At 58.9% G+C, this 16292-nt stretch carries 15 protein-coding genes and 3 pseudogenes; 17 read left to right on the top strand and 1 reads right to left on the bottom strand.

The genetic code is table 11. The features are described 5' to 3' along the window. The 15 genes and pseudogenes from K359_RS65135 to K359_RS59950 form a co-directional block, all read left to right on the top strand. A pseudogene (locus K359_RS65135) lies at positions 1-265 on the top strand (hypothetical protein); the annotation flags it as partial. A gap of 364 nt (positions 266-629) precedes the next feature. Beyond that, positions 630-1052, top strand: coding sequence for a hypothetical protein (locus K359_RS62305; RefSeq protein ID WP_156929001.1), 423 nt, complete (start codon positions 630-632; stop codon positions 1050-1052). Further along, complete coding sequence (locus K359_RS0142830; RefSeq protein WP_156929000.1) at positions 1036-1467, top strand: EscI/YscI/HrpB family type III secretion system inner rod protein; 432 nt, start codon at positions 1036-1038, stop codon at positions 1465-1467. The genes K359_RS62305 and K359_RS0142830 overlap by 17 nt, the downstream gene beginning before the upstream one ends. A 20-nt stretch (positions 1468-1487) precedes the next feature. Next, the gene (gene sctJ, locus K359_RS55245; RefSeq protein WP_051346743.1) at positions 1488-2246 is read left to right on the top strand and encodes a type III secretion system inner membrane ring lipoprotein SctJ; all 759 of its coding nucleotides are present in this window, start codon (positions 1488-1490) and stop codon (positions 2244-2246) included. 4 nt (positions 2247-2250) lie between these two features. Next, positions 2251-2967 (top strand): hypothetical protein, encoded by a 717-nt coding sequence (locus tag K359_RS0142820; protein ID WP_156928999.1) that lies wholly within the window; start codon positions 2251-2253, stop codon positions 2965-2967. Further along, a complete protein-coding gene (locus tag K359_RS0142815) occupies positions 2946-3569 on the top strand; it encodes a FliH/SctL family protein (protein ID WP_156928998.1) in 624 nt (207 codons plus the stop codon). Before K359_RS0142820 ends, K359_RS0142815 begins: the two co-directional genes overlap by 22 nt. Continuing rightward, positions 3566-4942, top strand: coding sequence for a type III secretion system ATPase SctN (gene sctN, locus K359_RS0142810; RefSeq protein ID WP_225024888.1), 1377 nt, complete (start codon positions 3566-3568; stop codon positions 4940-4942). Before K359_RS0142815 ends, sctN begins: the two co-directional genes overlap by 4 nt. After that, positions 4930-5688, top strand: a complete 759-nt coding sequence (locus K359_RS0142805) for a YscO family type III secretion system apparatus protein (RefSeq protein ID WP_029084627.1) — start codon at positions 4930-4932, stop codon at positions 5686-5688. The genes sctN and K359_RS0142805 overlap by 13 nt, the downstream gene beginning before the upstream one ends. Before the next feature lie 163 nt (positions 5689-5851). After that, positions 5852-7948, top strand: coding sequence for a type III secretion system export apparatus subunit SctV (gene sctV / locus K359_RS0142800; protein ID WP_029084626.1), 2097 nt, complete (start codon positions 5852-5854; stop codon positions 7946-7948). A 5-nt stretch (positions 7949-7953) separates the two neighbouring features. After that, a complete protein-coding gene (locus tag K359_RS0142795) occupies positions 7954-9324 on the top strand; it encodes an FHA domain-containing protein (RefSeq protein ID WP_156928997.1) in 1371 nt (456 codons plus the stop codon). Beyond that, positions 9311-9562: an EscE/YscE/SsaE family type III secretion system needle protein co-chaperone gene (locus K359_RS0142790; RefSeq protein WP_029084624.1), complete on the top strand. Its 252-nt coding sequence runs from the start codon at positions 9311-9313 to the stop codon at positions 9560-9562. The genes K359_RS0142795 and K359_RS0142790 overlap by 14 nt, the downstream gene beginning before the upstream one ends. Positions 9563-9577: 15 nt before the next feature. Beyond that, on the top strand, positions 9578-9796 hold the full coding sequence (locus tag K359_RS0142785) for an EscF/YscF/HrpA family type III secretion system needle major subunit (RefSeq protein WP_029084623.1): 219 nt from the start codon (positions 9578-9580) through the stop codon (positions 9794-9796). Between the two features lie 109 nt (positions 9797-9905). Further along, entirely contained in the window at positions 9906-10829 is a 924-nt protein-coding gene (locus K359_RS55240; RefSeq protein ID WP_051346742.1) for a LysR family transcriptional regulator, read from the top strand. A 993-nt stretch (positions 10830-11822) separates the two neighbouring features. Next, positions 11823-13850, top strand: coding sequence for a secretin N-terminal domain-containing protein (locus K359_RS0142770; RefSeq protein ID WP_198031269.1), 2028 nt, complete (start codon positions 11823-11825; stop codon positions 13848-13850). A gap of 173 nt (positions 13851-14023) precedes the next feature. Further along, positions 14024-14391 (top strand): annotated as a pseudogene (locus K359_RS59950) (transposase); the annotation flags it as partial. A gap of 587 nt (positions 14392-14978) precedes the next feature. Here the strand turns inward: K359_RS59950 and K359_RS64060 are convergent. Next, a complete protein-coding gene (locus K359_RS64060; RefSeq protein WP_156928996.1) occupies positions 14979-15314 on the bottom strand; it encodes a hypothetical protein in 336 nt (111 codons plus the stop codon). Here K359_RS64060 and K359_RS59945 point away from each other — a divergent pair. Both K359_RS59945 and K359_RS59940 read left to right on the top strand, forming a co-directional pair. Continuing rightward, positions 15216-15947: pseudogene (locus K359_RS59945) on the top strand (transposase); the annotation flags it as partial. The gene K359_RS64060 and the pseudogene K359_RS59945 overlap by 99 nt on opposite strands. A 171-nt stretch (positions 15948-16118) precedes the next feature. Next, a partial coding sequence (locus tag K359_RS59940; RefSeq protein ID WP_198031270.1) for a sigma-70 region 4 domain-containing protein occupies positions 16119-16292 on the top strand: 174 nt, incomplete at its 3' end.

Raw genomic sequence — 16292 nt, 5'->3', positions numbered from 1 at the left:
CGACGGCGCCTCGAACATGGGCTCGTCCGAACGCTGTCGAGATGTCCTTGTTGTGCGATCAAGTTCGACCACTAGACAGATCATCGTTTGTGACGCAGTAGGACTAGCAATGGTCTTCAAATTGCTTGAGGGCGCACGGAAAAGCTGGCGACGGCTCGACGGACACAACCAGTTGCCAAAACTCGTTCTCGGTGTGACATTCAACGACGGGATCGAGGTCATCGCCAAGCCGACCGACCGTCAGCCCGCAACCGCCGCCGCCTGACCGGCCCGGTCGTCACCAAAAATTGGCGATAGCTCCGGCGTTGTCCGCCGTGTCCATCGCCTTACTCCTTGCTTGCGCGGTCTTCCGTTTAGCCCGGAGTTGCCGTCCATATGCATTCACTATACTTCCATCTGCGAACGGTATTTGCACTCAATCGTGCCGCGGGCTAGAGCCGCTCAAACAGTTAATCTTGGGCGACGGCATGCTGGAAAGCAGAGCGTTCATCCGAATGCTTATGGCGCGCTCAGCGGCATCAGAAGCGGTGGCCAAAACAGCCCGCAGCAAGTGCAGCTCTTCGGTGAGGGCCTCATTGCATTCTGGCGGATGAGGCGGGTTTAAAGCGGTATAAGGACTATTCGTCGTTATGTCTGACTTGGTTGCTTTTGCCGCGCCGGAAAGCCGACGCCGCCTCCTGCGGAGCCTGACCGAGGTTGCGTTTCTGGCTTGTGTTAAAAGCGACGTGGAGCGAGCGAGGCGGATTGCCAAGGGAATCGATGTGGTTGCCCCGGGCGGTCGGGAGGCTATCATTGCTGGCGTGCTCGTCGACCTATTGGCAAACGACGTTGAAGCAGCGCTGGAGCGCCTCGATTCTCTTGCCCGCGCGAATGATCCCTATGGAATGGCATTTCAGGCGCTTGCGCTTGGGGTTGCTGGCCGCACAAGCGAGCGGGATGCTGTGCTTCGGCGTCTTCCTCGCGGCGATCTGGCGCTGGATGGGCTTTTTGCGGTGTTAGGTGGTGCAACGAAGGTGCATACAGGAGGTTCAGTCAATGAGCGGCGTGAATGAGGTCGTGGCGCTACTTGAGGCCGTGTCGCCGGCGAGCGGGAGGCCGGCAGCATCAAGGGCGCCGATTGACTCGGTCGAGGCCTTTCGTGCGGCACTCGAGCGGCCGGTATCGTCATCACCGAATGATGATCCCGCAGCAGTCACTGCTCTTGCCCCCAGCGAGGACGGGTTGATTGGTCGCGTCCGGGTGGCTGACGATATCCTTGGTGGAATGGAGAAGCTAAGCGCATCTTTCGGCGATGCCGCGAAAGTTGCGGCTGGAGTTGTGGAAAGCTATGCTTCCGGTGAGTACAGCTCGACTGAATGGCTGAACGCGCAGTCCACCCTGTCAGCCCTGACGCTGCAATACGATATCGCGTCAAAAGTGGTTGGGAAGGCCGTACAAAGCCTTGATGCTCTCCTGAAGAGCCAGTGAATAACCGTTGTGCGAGCGTGATGTTGCTGTTGAGGTGCGCATTGATTCTTTTGGCGACGTTTGCGTTGACGGGCTGCGGAGCAAGGGTCGAGCTTTATCGCAATCTTCCGGCGCATGACGCCAACGAGATGCTTGCGTTGCTGATGCGGCACGGCATCGATGTCGAGCGGGTGGCCGAGGATAACGGTGCAGCCTCCCTGTTTGTTTCGACGAAACACGTGCCGCGCGCCATGAGTGTCCTGGATGGCGCGGGATTGCCTCGCGATCGGCTTGCCGACTTGGGCACCCTCTTCAAGAAAGAGGGTATGTTGTCATCGCCAACGGAGGAGCGTGTGCGATTTATCCATGGCACGACGCAGGAGTTGTCGGAGACGCTCTCCAGGATCGATGGAGTGTTCAGTGCCCGCGTCCATGCCGTCCTGCACGAAAATACGATCGACGATCGCGTCCCACCTGCGCCCTCAACTGCTGCTGTGTTGGTCCGCTATAAAGCTGGTACTGCCGTTGATCAGGTCGTACCGAAGATCAAGGAGTTGGTCGCAAATAGCTTGAATGGCGTATCGTACGACGGGGTCTCGGTTACGCTCGTCGAGGCAACTCAAAGCGATAGCGGCTTGCTGCCACTTGATGCGCCTCCCGGCGCGGAGGTCAGCGCTTGGCTCTATATCTTGGTCGGACTCGTGGCTGGGCTGGTGATATCGCTAATCGGCAATGCAGTTCTTGCCTTTATCGTGTGGCGGAAGCGAGTGAGCCGCACAGCAACTCCTGCCGCGCCATAGATCAATGCAAGAGAGCAATCCCGCGATGATCGCGACAGGATCGGCGGCAATTTCGGATAGCTGGCTTCACAGGCCGTGGGCCGGAGCGATGATGCGCTGCATCGCCGATCCCGCTGCTGACTTTGATGATGCTATAGCCAAGGATTGGCCGGAATGGCTGCCGCGGGAGCCTGTACGGGCAGATTCGTTCATCCGAATGAGGCTTGGAAGTCGGTTGCTTCGCGATCAAGATAGGGGGGCGTCGGCCATCATCTCCGCTGGCCATGCGCCGCGGACGCGGCTCGCGTTTTTGCCGGTACCGGACGCCGTGCGCCTCATGTGCCTTGCTGCGGCGTGGACCGGGGTGCCCAGTCTTGTCGGTCAGCTTCGCAACCCCGATGTCGTTGCAGCGCGTTCCGTCCTCGGAGAAGACGCCTTCTCGTTCGCTTTCCATGCCGCGCTGCTGCCACGACCGACCGCCAGACTGATGTCGGCTATCGGTGCTTCCAAGCTGCCGAATGGACCTGCTGAATTGCTCCACTGCGGAGCTGCAATGTTCGGCCTCGCAATGGGCTGCATCCCGGATGCACTGCAGGTGCGACTGAGATTGCGCGGCCCTGCGTCGATCTGGACGGTGGCGGCTAACGCCTGTCGCAATGACAGTGCCGGAGAGGACGCCTTTCATGCAATGCGACGGTTGGTCCGCAAAAGGATGGCCCTGTGGTCGCACTGGTTCGATTGACGTCCGAGACGATCAGTATTCTCGGACCAGGGAAAATCTTGCCGGCGGCAAGCGCGCAGGCACTCCTGCAGGCCGAGCAACTCCTATTCCAAGCGCAGCGCGATGCAGAGGCGCTTGTTGACGAAGCGCGTGTGTCCGCAAGCAGGATTGAAGCGGCCGCCACAGAAGCCGGGCTCAAGGAAGCGCAAGTGACAATTCAACAGCGCTTGGCCGCAATCGCCGTAGAGTCGCTGCGGGTCATGGAGAACAACAAGGAAAGGATCGTGGACCTCGGCCTGCAGATCGCGCGGCGGATCATCGACACGACAGCGCCGGACGAGGCCGCAGTGCAGATCGCGCTGCGAAGTCTGCGCGTCGTGGGCCACAGCCCTGTCATTCGGCTGCGAGTGGCACCGTCGCTGGTCGAGACCGTTCGGGGCCGGGTCGACGACATAGTCTCGGCGGTCACGTCACGCGCTGTCATCGAAGTTGTTTCTGATCCGCGGATCAATGATGCCGGGTGTATTCTCGAGACCGATGCCGGGCTGGTCGACGCGACGATCGAAAGTCAGCTAACGTTGATCGAAAGCGGGCTTCGCAAAAGCCTGGAGGCATCGAAGTGATCTCTGAGCCAGCCGAGCCGTCAACGGTGATAGATCCCGCAGGTTGTTCGGGTGAAAGCATCGATCGATTTTTCCACCTCGCGAGCAGAGCGGTTGAGCAAACGCCGACGATGAATGTCCGTGGTCGTGTCCTTCAAGTCGTTGGAACAATCATCCGTGCGACGGCTCCTGGGGTGCGTATCGGGGATTTGTGCAAACTCCGCGATCCCAGAAATGACCGTGAACTGACCGCCGAGGTCGTTGGTGTTCAGCGCGATGTTGCCGTTCTGACGCCGCTCGGGGAAATGCGGGGACTTTCTACCCTCACGGAGGTGATTCCGACGAGAAGGGCCCTGCTGGTGCCGGCGGGCTGGAACTTGCTCGGTCGGGTACTTGATGGCCTTGGCCGCCCGCTCGATGCAACCACTCATGGGCCCATGATCGCGGAGGCCCACGTGCCGGTTCATGGCAGCGCACCGGATCCGCTAACCCGGCGTAGCATAGATCAGGTTCTTCCGGTCGGTGTACGGGCGATCGATGCCCTGCTGACGTGCGGGGAAGGGCAACGCGTCGGTATCTTTGCCGCTGCAGGCGCCGGCAAAAGTACACTGCTGTCGATGCTCATACGGGGCGCTGAGGTTGACGTTGCGGTGATAGCGCTTATTGGCGAGCGCGGACGGGAGGTGCAAGAGTTCATCACGCAGCTCGGCTCGGGATCACGGACCAAAGCGGTTTTTGTTGTTGCGACGTCCGACCGACCGGCCATGGAGCGGGCCAAGGCCGCCTATGTGGCCACGGCAATAGCTGAATGGTTTCGCGATCAAGGCAAACGCGTACTGCTTCTCATGGATTCACTAACGCGCTTTGCGCGGGCACACAGGGAGATCGGCCTTGCAGCGGGTGAGCCGCCGACCCGGCATGGTTTCCCGCCATCCGTGTTTGCGACACTGCCCCAACTCTTGGAACGTGCGGGCAACAATGCGCGTGGGTCGATCACGGCCTTCTACACCGTGCTTGTCGAGGGGGATGACATGACTGAACCCGTCGCCGACGAAACGCGTTCGATCCTTGATGGCCACATTGTGCTCTCAAGTGCCCTGGCAATGTCGAACCACTATCCTGCCATCGACATTCTCGCGAGCGTCAGCCGCGTCATGAGCATGATCGTGGCTCCGCAGCATGAAAGCATGGCGCGGAGACTGCGGGAGTTGATGGCGAAATACCAAGAGGTTGAACTATTGATTCGCGTGGGTGAATACAAGAACGGAAGCGACGCACTCGCGGATGAGGCGATCGTCAGAAAGGACGAAATACAGAACTTCCTGCGCCAATCGACAAGCGAGCAGATCGATTTCGAAGCCACGCTCCAGGAGCTTGCAACATGCGTGGGATGATCTCGGACGCCGTGCCCCGTCTTCTGCAGCTGCGGAAATTGCGACATCATCGTCAGCAAGATATTCTCCGGGCGCGACAGCTGGCTCTTGAGAGCGCTGCCGCTGCTGTGGAGGCCGCCGCCGAAAATCACCGCGCCTGGCGGCAAAAGCGTCTTCGGCTTGAAGCTGAGCTGTATGATTCCGTGATCGGAGAAACCGTCGCTCTCGGCGCTCTTGTCGGTCTGAAGGCAAAGATAACCTCTCTGCATGATCAAGATCAGCTGCTCGAAAAGAACATTGAGAAGGCGGTCGCGCAAACCGATCAGGCCCGGCTGGCTCGCGACGAGGCGTGCAACGTCGTGCGTCAAACAGGCAAGCAATTCGATAAGTGCGACCATTTGGCGCGCGCCGTGCGCGACGCCGCGATGAAGAGGCCGGAGCAGGATTGCGAGAACGGGGCCGGTGTGAACACGTCGCAAGCCGGGTCGGCCTTGGATCTCGATGAATTTCAGGGATGCGAAGGCTCGGGAGGAGATCAGGCGAACGTCGATACGGCGTTGGATTTGGCGGGTCATGTGGGCGATCTCATCCATGGTGCATCGGATCCTGCGGTTCACGTCGATGCAGATCGTGCGGTTAAGCTGATGGGGATACGCTCGACCGATCGTCCCGCTGGCATGATCGCGTGTCGTCTAGGCCAACGACTGCGGCCTTCCGAAGGCTATCGAGAAAACAAGCGATTCGCTGTCGCGTCCCTGGGGAGTTAGCTTTGGACGCAGCTAATCGGTGGGGACGTTCAAATTTGCTAATCCGGGGGATGAAGCGGGCCGGCAGTCTGTCTCAGGGCCGGGGCGAGCCATCGTCAGCGGCGTGTCGCGCCTCTGAGCATGGACCGGCATTCTACGGGTCAAGTCGCGCTAGGTTGATCAAATGAAGGCACTCGACAAACTGCTGACCATCGCGACCGGCCGCAACGACATTGTTCTAGTGACGTTGCTGATCACGATCGTTTTCATGATGATTATTCCGCTTCCGTCAGTGCTTATGGATGTCCTGCAAGCGGTCAATCTGGGAATTGCAGCCATCCTGCTGATGGTGGCGGTCTACATCAAGTCGCCACTCGCATTCGTCTCATTTCCATCGGTACTTTTGTTGACAACGCTGTTTCGTCTGGCGCTCGGTATTGCGGCAACTCGCACCATCCTGCTTCATGCGGAAGCTGGCCAGATCATCAAGACCTTCGGTAACTTTGTCGTAGCTGGTAATCTCGTGGTAGGCGCGGTCACTTTCTTGATCATGACAATTGTGCAATTTGTCGTCATCACCAAAGGATCAGAGCGCGTTGCCGAGGTCGCTGCACGTTTTTCTCTGGATTCCATGCCGGGAAAGCAGATGAGCGTCGATGGCGACTTGCGGGCGGGCAGCATCGACCTGCGAGAGGCTCGCAGGCGACGTGTTGCCATCGAGCGCGAAAGCCAGTTGTACGGTGCCATGGACGGCGCCATGAAATTCCTCAAAGGGGATGCGATCGCAGGCCTCATCAGCATTATCGTGAACATCATTGGTGGGATCACGATTGGTTCACTCCAAAAGGGAATGGGATTGTCGGAGGCGCTTGAAGTCTATACGACCCTGACCATTGGCGATGGTCTGGTCGGTCAGATTCCGGCGCTGTTCACCTCGATCACGGCAGGATTCATCGTCACGAGAGTAAGCTCCGAAGACGACAGCGCAGATCTCGGCAATGCAATCGGTAATGAACTGAGTGCGCAACCACGTGCACTCATGGTTGGAGCATTCATGCTCGTCCTGTTCTCTCTTGTCCCCGGCTTTCCGACATTGATTTTTATTGTTTTAGCAGCAGCGGTGGGCGGAGCCGGCTGGCTGCTACAGCGTCGTGGCCAGCTGTTGCGCACTGACTCGCACGGCCAGCGACTCAGTGGGAGAGCGCTGTTGACGAGCCCAGCTGAGCCCTCTGAGACAAACAAGGCAGGCAGCAATGACGTCATGCTTACTGTGCCGCTGATGATCGACGTTGACCGGGATATCCAGGCGCTGATTCAGGCGGATGTGCTTGATAAAGCGTTGGTGGCCACGCGGCAGGCGCTGATGCTCGATCTTGGCGTTCCGATTCCAGTGATCAATGTCCGAATAAGCGATGATTGTCACAAGGGCGAATATATTGTCAGGCTAAATGAAGTTCCATACGGATCGGGACGATTGCGGCCCCAAAACGTCCTGGCGCGTGATACGCCCGAGGGCCTCGAAATGGTGGACATTCCATGTGTCGTGGAAGAGCCCTCATTCTTGCCTCAGATCGAGACCGTCTGGGTTCATGTCGAACATCTCGATTCGCTGCGAGCGGCGGGTATCCCGTATCTGGAATCAGCCCAGATTCTTTCCTGCCATGTTGGTCTAATCGTGCGTCGGAACGCCGATGAGTTCATCGGTATCCAGGAAACGAAGGCGCTTTTGAAACAGGCGGAGGTGTCCTTTCCGGAGCTCGTGAAGGAGGCCTTGCGCCTGGTCCCTCTGCAGATGATCGCGGAGGTGCTTAAACGGCTCGTTTCGGAGCAGGTTTCGCTGCGCAACATGCGCGCTATCCTCAACACCTTGGTCCAATGGGGACAGAACGAGAAGGATGCAGTCCTGCTAACCGAGTACGTGCGTGGCGCGCTCAAGAGGCAAATCTGCTTTCAACACTGTGCCGGTACGAATCTGTTGCCGGCGTACATTTTGACGGCGGATGTGGAAGACACAGTGCGCAAGTCAATTCGACAGACGTCTGCCGGACGCTATCTCGCTCTCGATCCGCAGACCAAGCAACAGATCGTTGACAGAATAAAAGATGCCGCCGACATGCTTGAAACGATGCCGTACAAGCCCGTGCTACTCACCTCGATCGATATCCGTCGATATGTCCGCAAGCTTGTCGAGGTCGATTTGTACGAGCTGCCGGTGCTCTCCTATCAGGAGCTTACTCCTGACATCTCCGTCCAGCCCTTGGCGCAAATTGCGTTGCAGTGACGAACATGCCGACGGAAAAGAATGTTCTGACCGGTGAACAGGCCAAGGTCGCCTTGCGCGTGCTGTCCGGGCCGAACCTGGGCGCGGAGACACGGCTGGGCGAGGGAACGTGGCTCATCGGTAGCCATCATACGGATGACCTCACCTTTGGCGATCCAGAACTCGTCGGGTCGCATATTCGTGTTGTTAACGAGTCGGGGAGAATCCAGATCACTGCGCTCGCACCGGGCGTGCTGATCAACGGAACGGAGTGCACAACCAACAATCCGACTTTCCTTGATCCGTTCACCCCGGTTCGTGTTGGCCGCACAATCTTTAGCCTGGGCCCGGTCGGGCTCGACTTTCCTGAGGGGGATTCCGTACTCGAGCGCCAGGGGGTGGATGCAAGCAGGCTCCCTTCAGATGCGACCGAGTCACTGGCTTTGGGCAGCCGGCGAACACGTCTCGCGGCGGGCTGGATACCGTGGCGATTGCGGCTAGGGGCAGCGGTTTGTGGCCTCCCCGTGATAATAGGTGGCGCTTGGGCAGGGATGGAGCGGCTCCACTCCCGGGCTTTTTCTACCGCTCCGGGCGCTCAGCCGATCGAATCGCAGACGGCCGATCCTCATAGCGTGGACATTGCACCCGACGTCAATATCCCGTCGACTGCCGGCAAGCCGGCGATCGACCCGGAGCCTGGAGAGAATAGCAACAAGAGCCAGTCTGGCTGGCAAGACCCCAGGCTTGCGGCTGACCTCACAGCAAAGCGACCGGCTACTGCCAAATTATCTGACGCAAGGCTCATCGACCTCGCAGCTACGATCCTACACGCGTTTGATATCGATGGTCGCGTTCGGGTTGAAGGTGCAGGCGAACTCACAGTGATAGGTTATGGTAGGAGCGATGCCAAAGTAGAAGCGGCCCTTCGTCGTCTCCAGCAGGACATCCCGGGCATCTACAAGACCCATGATGAAGTAGCAACACCAGATCGCGCACGCGCTTTTCTCCTGGGGGCTGCGTCCGCAGAACTCCGTCGGTCCATCCGCATCACCGTAAGGCCCGATGTCGTATCCGTGTCCGGAGCGCTGGCCTCGGCTACATTCGATGAGTGGAACGACGTTGCCGCCCGGTTCGAGGAAAGATTCAAGCCTTACATCCGGCTCGAGTCGCGGTGCGAGCTGATGGTATTGCCCGCGGTGCGCGGGGTGCACCTGGGCCGCACACCTTTCGTCGTGGTTGAGAACGGAGCCCAGTTGAAAGTGGGCGACACCATCGATCACATCGGCAAGATTGCGGCCATCGACCACGACGGGCTTATCGTGCGTATCGGAGAATCGAACCTTCGCATGCTCTATCGAAGCGCCCCTGAGTGGTTAAGCGAGGATGATCGACGGTGAAGAGGAGTCCATCGTGCTTGAGCTGGAAAAGCTGCTGCTAAACGACGTTAATGGCTCCAGCAGAGCTGCCATCAATGAAGACATGCAGAACTTGCGGCGGTCTCTGAAACGTGACATCGATAGCGGCGTCACGCTGCGGCAGTTCGAAGCGCTGCAAACGCTGCTCGAGGCAATAGATTGCGCGACAGAAGTCGTCGATGCTACATGGATGCGGCATCACCGCGAAATAGTCCGCTGAGTAATGAGAGGTGAAATGGATTTCGGCAGCATAACCAGCTCGATTGGGCAATCTGTTGCCCAATCCGAACTCGATGTGAGAGAACGTATGAAAACCATGAACCCGGACGACACCATGGATCAGCTCCGGTTTCAGCTCTCAATGAGCAAGCACACGACGCTCTTGAACTTGAACTCCACCATCATCAAGGCGGTTCACGACGCACTCAATGGTATCATCCGGAATATTGCCTGATCTTCGTCGGTAGGTTTGGTCGTTCGCTGCCGGCACGATATCCGGGCTGATAGGCGAGTCCGGCTATCCTGATCAGGCTTGAATGACTGAGCGAAATCGAACGCGACTGATGTCACCTAACTTCCTGCAAGTTCGTCATCTCCGCTATTTCCTGGGCATCGTGGATGCTGGTAGCTTTACGGGGGCGGCAGGCATGCTCCACGTGGCGCAGTCTGCCCTCAGCCAGCAAATGACTGCCCTTGAAGCTGAGCTTGGCGTCGAACTGCTCCAGCGCGGTCAACGCGGCATTCGTCCAACTGCCGCCGGCGAAATCTTCTATCGTGAGGCGGCATCGATCATTGCGCAGGTGGAGCAGCTGGGCCGCGTCGTCCGGTCGACGGCAGGAGAACCGGAAGGCCTGGTGAGGCTTGGCATGTCATCGGGATTGGCGGTGTGCTGGGCTTGCGACTTTATTAAAGCCTGCCAGATGATTCTGCCGAAAGTGCATCTCCGTCTGGTTGCAGGTGACATTCTGCGCATGAGATCGCTTATCGCATCGCGTGCGATCGATCTCTGCCTCCTTCTGGAAGATGAGCCTATCCAGGGCTTATTCCGGCAGCCGCTTTTTTGTCAGCCACTATCGCTGGTTGGACCTTTGTTTGCCGAAGACATCACGCATACCATTTCGCTCGAGCGGCTGGCTCACCTTCCTCTTGTGCTGCCGACACGGCCCAACACAGTTCGCAGCGCGTTGGACCGGGCGTTCCAAGAGGTCGGCTTGACTCCCAATTGCATCGCGGAAGTCGACACGTTCGCCAGTGCGCTCTCCCTGGTCAATGCAGGCATCGGCAATGTGATCGTTCCGAAGATCGTCTTTTCTGACATCCCGGGACATGGACGTCTGCGTCTGATCTCGATAGATCCGCCGATCCATGTGACGGCATGCCTGATCTCTTCCGGCAATACTCCGCTGCCCTTCGCGGCAAAGGCGGTAGGTGACCTCCTGGCGACCCACGTGGACCTTGCGCTTCAGAAAAATGGCAGAGCAACGTGAAGAACGCCGCGCGGTGGTCGAACGCCAGAGCGTTCGCCTCATCGCTTCTATTCCGACGGCGGCAGACCGGTCGAACTGCCTTGACTGTCCGTCGTCAGATAATTCGAGACTGATCAGGATCTTCGAGAAGGGGGGGTATAGTTTGACAGTCCCGCGATTGATGCTGCAAGCGGCGCTTTGCAATGGTGTTGCACTTGATGGGCTTGCGTTTCGGCCCTGCCGAAGTAGACATCACCCGGCGACAAAATTTGTCGACGCTCTCATGATCGCGAAATAATGTTCGACCAAGCCGCCCGCTCGAGATCGCGGTAGGTAAGTCATACGCGACCTGACGACACTGGGGTGATCAGGGCTTGACGTGGTCGATGATCATCGCGCGTCGTTCAGCCGACGACGACAACATAAAACGCGCTGTTTTGGAGCGAATGGCAGCGGCTATTTGCCTGGCAAGGGTTGGTCCGGTTTGCGTCCGCGATCTCGCGCTTCACCCGCAACAGCCAAGATTGGCAGCAACAACTCGTCGAGACCTGCCGCGTGGCGAATGCCGCCTCTGGTCATCCAGGCGACCATCAATGTGTCAAAGCAGAGAGCGCTCGCAGCTCCATCACTTCCCGTTATGGCCCCATATCGATGAATTAATTTGCAGCTTGGCGGGTCTCCCGTACTGATACTCGGAAGAATCATCAAGCTGCTATTTGTCTTAATCCTCGGGAAACTTTCGTTGCTGAGCGCCAAGCCCAGCATCGCTCGCGCTGCCAAAGCTCAAGAGGGTGATTTTGCGCTGGCACATGGAAACATTGAATGAATGCACGTCTTCCGCAAGTGTGCCCCTCTTCGCGCCCCACGCTACTCACGTTTCTTTGTCTGCTCCTCACCGGATGCGCGGGCTCGACCGCTGAGCGCAGCGTTCTATTGAACCCACCGAGCGGCATTCGGAAGGTGTCTGAACATACATACTCGGAGGGCGCATCGCTCGCGGGAGGCTTTGAGGTGTTGACCCAGCCATCCGCCCCGCCTGCTGAAACCTCGGAACGTCGGCTACCGGTCACCACCAATAGCACGCGCGTCAGTCTGGACTACGTCAATGCTGATATTCGGCGGGTCGTGAATGACGTCGTCGGCAATATCTTGGCCATGCCCGTTGTGATCGATCCAGGCGTAGAGGGAAAGATAACGCTCCGGACGTCCGGTAAGGTTCCGGCGAGTGATGTTCCGCGGCTTCTGGACGAAGTGCTGGGAAAGTCTGGTTACGGACTGGCGGCAGTTGACCGGGGAGTCAGGGTGGCGCGCCTGGCTGACCTCGCCGACGGAGGGCGCGGCGATATTAAGGTAATTCCCGTTCGTTATGTCGATCCAGTCGAGGTCATCAAGGTCATCCGACCAAACATCGAGGAAAACGTTCATTTGTCGCCTACTCCCGGACAACGAGGCATTGCCATCAGCGGTGCGTCCGGTGGCGTTAGTTCCGCGCGTGAACTCATAGGCCTGTTGGACATCGATAGCATGCTCCACAAGTCCTTTGCACTGTATACCCTGGCTCAGGCAAGTCCCGCCGCAGTCGAAAAAGATCTCAATTTTCTATTCAATCAGAATGCTGAGGGCCCGGCGCGAGTCCGGTTTGCATCACTGGAGCGGTTGAATGGCATTCTTGTAGTAGCCGACGACCCTGCGGCACTTCAGCACGCGCGTGAGACAATCGAGAAGCTGGACAGAACGTCCAAGGCAGCAGCAAACGTTCAAGTGCGGCCACTGAAGTACCGAAGGGCGACGGAAGTGGCTCAGGTGCTCGCCCAAATCTTCGGCGCTGAGCCGAGCGTTGCAGCGACGCCCGCACAGTCCGATGGAGAGTCCGGCAAGGTGCCGGTGGCAAGCCTGGCCAGTCGATCAAACCTTTTTCCCAACCCGTCCAGCCCGCCGAACGCAGACTCCGACTCAAACATGCAGACGGTGCAAGCAAAGCACGAAGCGGTGGTGGCCCCGGCCAGTCTCGGTTTATCGGCGCCGGTGCGGATCCAGGCGGATCGCAGCCAGAACGCGCTTGTTATTCTGGCGGCACCGCACGATGCCAAGATCATCGATGCCGCTATCCGTCGTCTCGATGTCAAACCGCGTCAGGTTCTCATCCAGGCAATTGTCGCCGAGGTCCGGCTAAACGACGGCCTGGGGTACGGGGTGGACTATCTTTTGTCCTCTCGTGCCCTGGGTGCCGTTCCAAAAGGTGGCTTGTCCTATGTGTTTCCCGGGACAAGTGCCAACGTTGTGCTGCATGCGCTGAGCGAGGTGGCGGACGTCAAGGTTGTATCCGCGCCACGCATTCTCGCGGTCGACAATCAGCCGGCGACGATCCAGGTCGGCGAGCAGGTCCCTATCTTGTCCCGATCATCCCAATCCCCGGCAAGCGAGAACTCGCCGATCATCAGCAACGTCGAACTGCGTGACACAGGAGTAATTTTGGCTGTTACGCCCAGAATAGGCGCTGGCGGCAGTGTCACACTCGAAACTTTTCAGGAGGTTAGCACCGCGAACAAGAACAAGCTCACCAGTATCCAGTCCCCTGTGATTTCGCTACGCCGCCTGCAGAGCACCGTATCGACACGAAACGGGGATACGATAGCAATTGGTGGGTTGATGCAGGATAGTACCTCTCGGGCCGATTCCGGGCTTCCTTTGCTGATGAACATTCCGCTTCTGGGAGCGGCATTCCGGCGTACTGAACAAACCAAAGAGCGAACTGAGCTCCTGGTGCTACTCAATCCTCTAGTGCTTCAAGGTGACGCAGAGGCAGGAGCCCTAACCGACGAGTTGCGGGCGAAGTTCGAGTCGCTCGCGCCCGAGCTCGGCCGCCAGCTCACGCCCGGACCGCAACGAGAGGCTGCCTCACCAAAGCGCGAACAAGCTGCGAAGGTTCGGCGAGAGCTGGCAATCCCGGCCGTCACCGGCTCAATTTCGGTACCCAGAACGTTTCCTGAGTCCCAGGTATCTCCCCTGCTCGATGGCAATATGCGAGGCGGACTCGATTGAGTGTTCGCGTGAAGCGGTCTCACGATCGGAACGCCCTGCGGCGATAAAGTTACAGTCCAACAGATTGGGACACCGGCAGGTCGTGGAGAACTGGCTCGGCAAATTCGGCCAGTAGCTTAAGTGGATTTTCTGCCTGACAGCGGCGAGGCTTATGCCGCGAATCAGGAGCGAAGATGACGAAGAGGAGCCGCCGGACGCATTCTCCGGCCTTCAAGGCGAGGGTGGCTTTGGCCGCCGTGAAGGCGAGAGAAGACACTGGCCGAACTTGCGCAAACGTTTGATGTTCACCCCAACCAGATCACGAGCTGGAAGAACCAGCTCCTGGAAGGCGCCGCCGGCGTGTTTGGGCAGGACAAGGGATCGGCCGAGGCACCGGTCGATTTGAAGGCGTTGCATGCCAAGCGACAAACTTCGTTTGCGCAGAGATCGGCGAGCTTGCGTTGGAGAACGATTTTTTGTCCGGCGCGCTCACCAAGGCGGGCTTGCTGAGCGCAAAGCGATGATCGACCGCGATCATGATCTGCCTGTTGTGCGCCAGGCTAGCCGACGCCTCCAGGATCGGCAGCACGCAAAGACCGCATTCTCCGCGCCGGCAACCGAAGATCATGTCAACGCCGGCATCGCCGACCAGAGAATCACAAGACGCGGTCTCTGTCCGAACCGCTGATCGTGCCACCGATTCAAATCCCAGCGATCAGCCAGTCGCCTGCGGCCGCCACGTATGTTGTGGCATCCGCCAGTCGATGCCCTCCAGCAGGTAGCCAAGGAGCTGGGCTGGGGTGATTGTCACCACGCCATCAGCCGACGTCGCCACAGGAAGCGACGAAGCGACCGCCTTCCAGCCGTTTTGCATAAAGCGACATGCCCAGTCCATGGTGAGGCGGCCCGGGAGTTGCACCCGGAGCCGCTCTCCGGTAGGGTCGAGGACTGGCGCGCCGGCAGGCCTCTCGACCGTGCCACGTTTCCAGCCCCCGCCACGTCGCACGCAGCATGCGGATTTCCCGCACTGCGCGCTCCCATTTGCTTCACTCCAAGGCTTATGGGACTTATCCCGCTGGGGCCGCTTTCGGTCCGTCGCGTCGCACTCGATAGCCGTTGAACAGCATGAGAGTGTCGTACAACCAAGACCTATTCCACCGCTTCCAGCAGAAGCCCTTTCGTTTCCGAGCATGCGCCAGATGGCGCCTGACCTTCTTCTCCACCCAATCTTTGATGAAGCTGAAGCCCGTCGCCCGTTAGAAGCTTCCAGGCGACTGATCTGAAATCGTGTTCTGAGATTGCAAGGTTTTGGTGTTTTGGGCATCGGAAGCTTGCAATTTCGTTTTCGAGATTCCCTCGACGGGCGAAGCATGATTCCCTGTCCGCATCGGAGGGCACGCCGCGCAGCGGCCGAAGAAGCACAAAACGACGGGAGCGAACGATCTTTTCCGGGCGCGGCTCGACCAGATCATCAATCTGAAGCACGAGCTGGTCCGGCTCACCGGCAAGATCGATTGGGACTGGATCGACGGTAAGACCGTATGTCCGCCTCTACCGATGAGGTGGCTCGCCCTACACTGCGCGTCCGAGGGTTGCTCGGGCGAACCGAGCCGATCCTCATCACAGGAGGACGAGTCGTGGCAGATTATAAGGAAGCATTCGTCGGAATCGATGTGGCCAAGCTGAGAAATGCCGTCGCGATTGCGGATGCAGGCCGGGAGGGGAGGTTCGGTTCTTCGGCGAGGTTGATGCTTCGGCCACCAACATGCGCCGCGTCTTAGGGCGGATCGCCAACCGGTTTGACCGCGTCCACTTCTGTTACGAAGCCGGCCCGACTGGCTATGGTCTTTATCGCCTGATCCGGTCGCTCGGCCACCAATGCACGGTTGTGGCGCCGTCGCTGATCCCAAGGAAGCCGGGTGATCGTGTGAGACGAACCGCCGGGACGCCGTTTCTCTCGCGCGGCTGCTACGCGCCGGCGAGCTGACGGCTGTGTGGGTTCCCGATGAAGGTCATGAAGCGATGCGCGACCTCGTTCGCGCTCGATCGGCAGCGGTTGAGACGCTGCGGATCCACCGGCAGCAGGTGAGCGCCTTCATGCTCAAGCATGGCCGCATGCATGTTTCGCGGGATCGTGAGCACGGATTTCAGGGGATCGTGAGCAGAGATTTCAGACGATCGTGAGCACGGATTTCGCGGGATCGTGAGCAGCTTTTCAGCGGCTCAGCCCGCTTCGGCCGACAACTCAACCGGCTTAGGAACTGCCTCGTCAGTGAACGAGGAAGGCCGCTGCCCACCCAGAGATTGTCGATGCGCCGGATCAAAGAGGTTCTCCGCTTAAAACATGTTCAAGGCTTGCCGGAGCGAGCCATCGCGCGCACCCTGGGCATCAGCAACGGAGCCGTGCACAGCTATCTGCGCCGAGCCGGGGCTGCCGGACTGAACTGGCCGTTGCCGGTCGGA

The sequence above is a fragment of the Bradyrhizobium sp. th-b2 genome, from assembly GCF_000426785.1.
Lineage (GTDB): Bacteria > Pseudomonadota > Alphaproteobacteria > Rhizobiales > Xanthobacteraceae > Bradyrhizobium > Bradyrhizobium septentrionale.
Note: the sequence above shows the minus strand (reverse complement) of the source record. Positions and strands in the feature narration are given on the sequence as shown.

Excerpts from the sequence above, each read along its gene's own strand:
- K359_RS62305 (WP_156929001.1), top strand. The coding sequence starts at position 630 with ATGTCTGACTTGGTTGCTTTTGCCGCGCCGGAAAGCCGACGCCGCCTC.
- K359_RS0142830 (WP_156929000.1), top strand. The coding sequence starts at position 1,036 with ATGAGCGGCGTGAATGAGGTCGTGGCGCTACTTGAGGCCGTGTCGCCG.
- sctJ (WP_051346743.1), top strand. The coding sequence starts at position 1,488 with ATGTTGCTGTTGAGGTGCGCATTGATTCTTTTGGCGACGTTTGCGTTG.
- K359_RS0142820 (WP_156928999.1), top strand. The coding sequence starts at position 2,251 with ATGCAAGAGAGCAATCCCGCGATGATCGCGACAGGATCGGCGGCAATT.
- K359_RS0142805 (WP_029084627.1), top strand. The coding sequence starts at position 4,930 with ATGCGTGGGATGATCTCGGACGCCGTGCCCCGTCTTCTGCAGCTGCGG.
- sctV (WP_029084626.1), top strand. The coding sequence starts at position 5,852 with ATGAAGGCACTCGACAAACTGCTGACCATCGCGACCGGCCGCAACGAC.
- K359_RS0142795 (WP_156928997.1), top strand. The coding sequence starts at position 7,954 with ATGCCGACGGAAAAGAATGTTCTGACCGGTGAACAGGCCAAGGTCGCC.
- K359_RS0142790 (WP_029084624.1), top strand. The coding sequence starts at position 9,311 with ATGATCGACGGTGAAGAGGAGTCCATCGTGCTTGAGCTGGAAAAGCTG.
- K359_RS0142785 (WP_029084623.1), top strand. The coding sequence starts at position 9,578 with ATGGATTTCGGCAGCATAACCAGCTCGATTGGGCAATCTGTTGCCCAA.
- K359_RS55240 (WP_051346742.1), top strand. The coding sequence starts at position 9,906 with ATGTCACCTAACTTCCTGCAAGTTCGTCATCTCCGCTATTTCCTGGGC.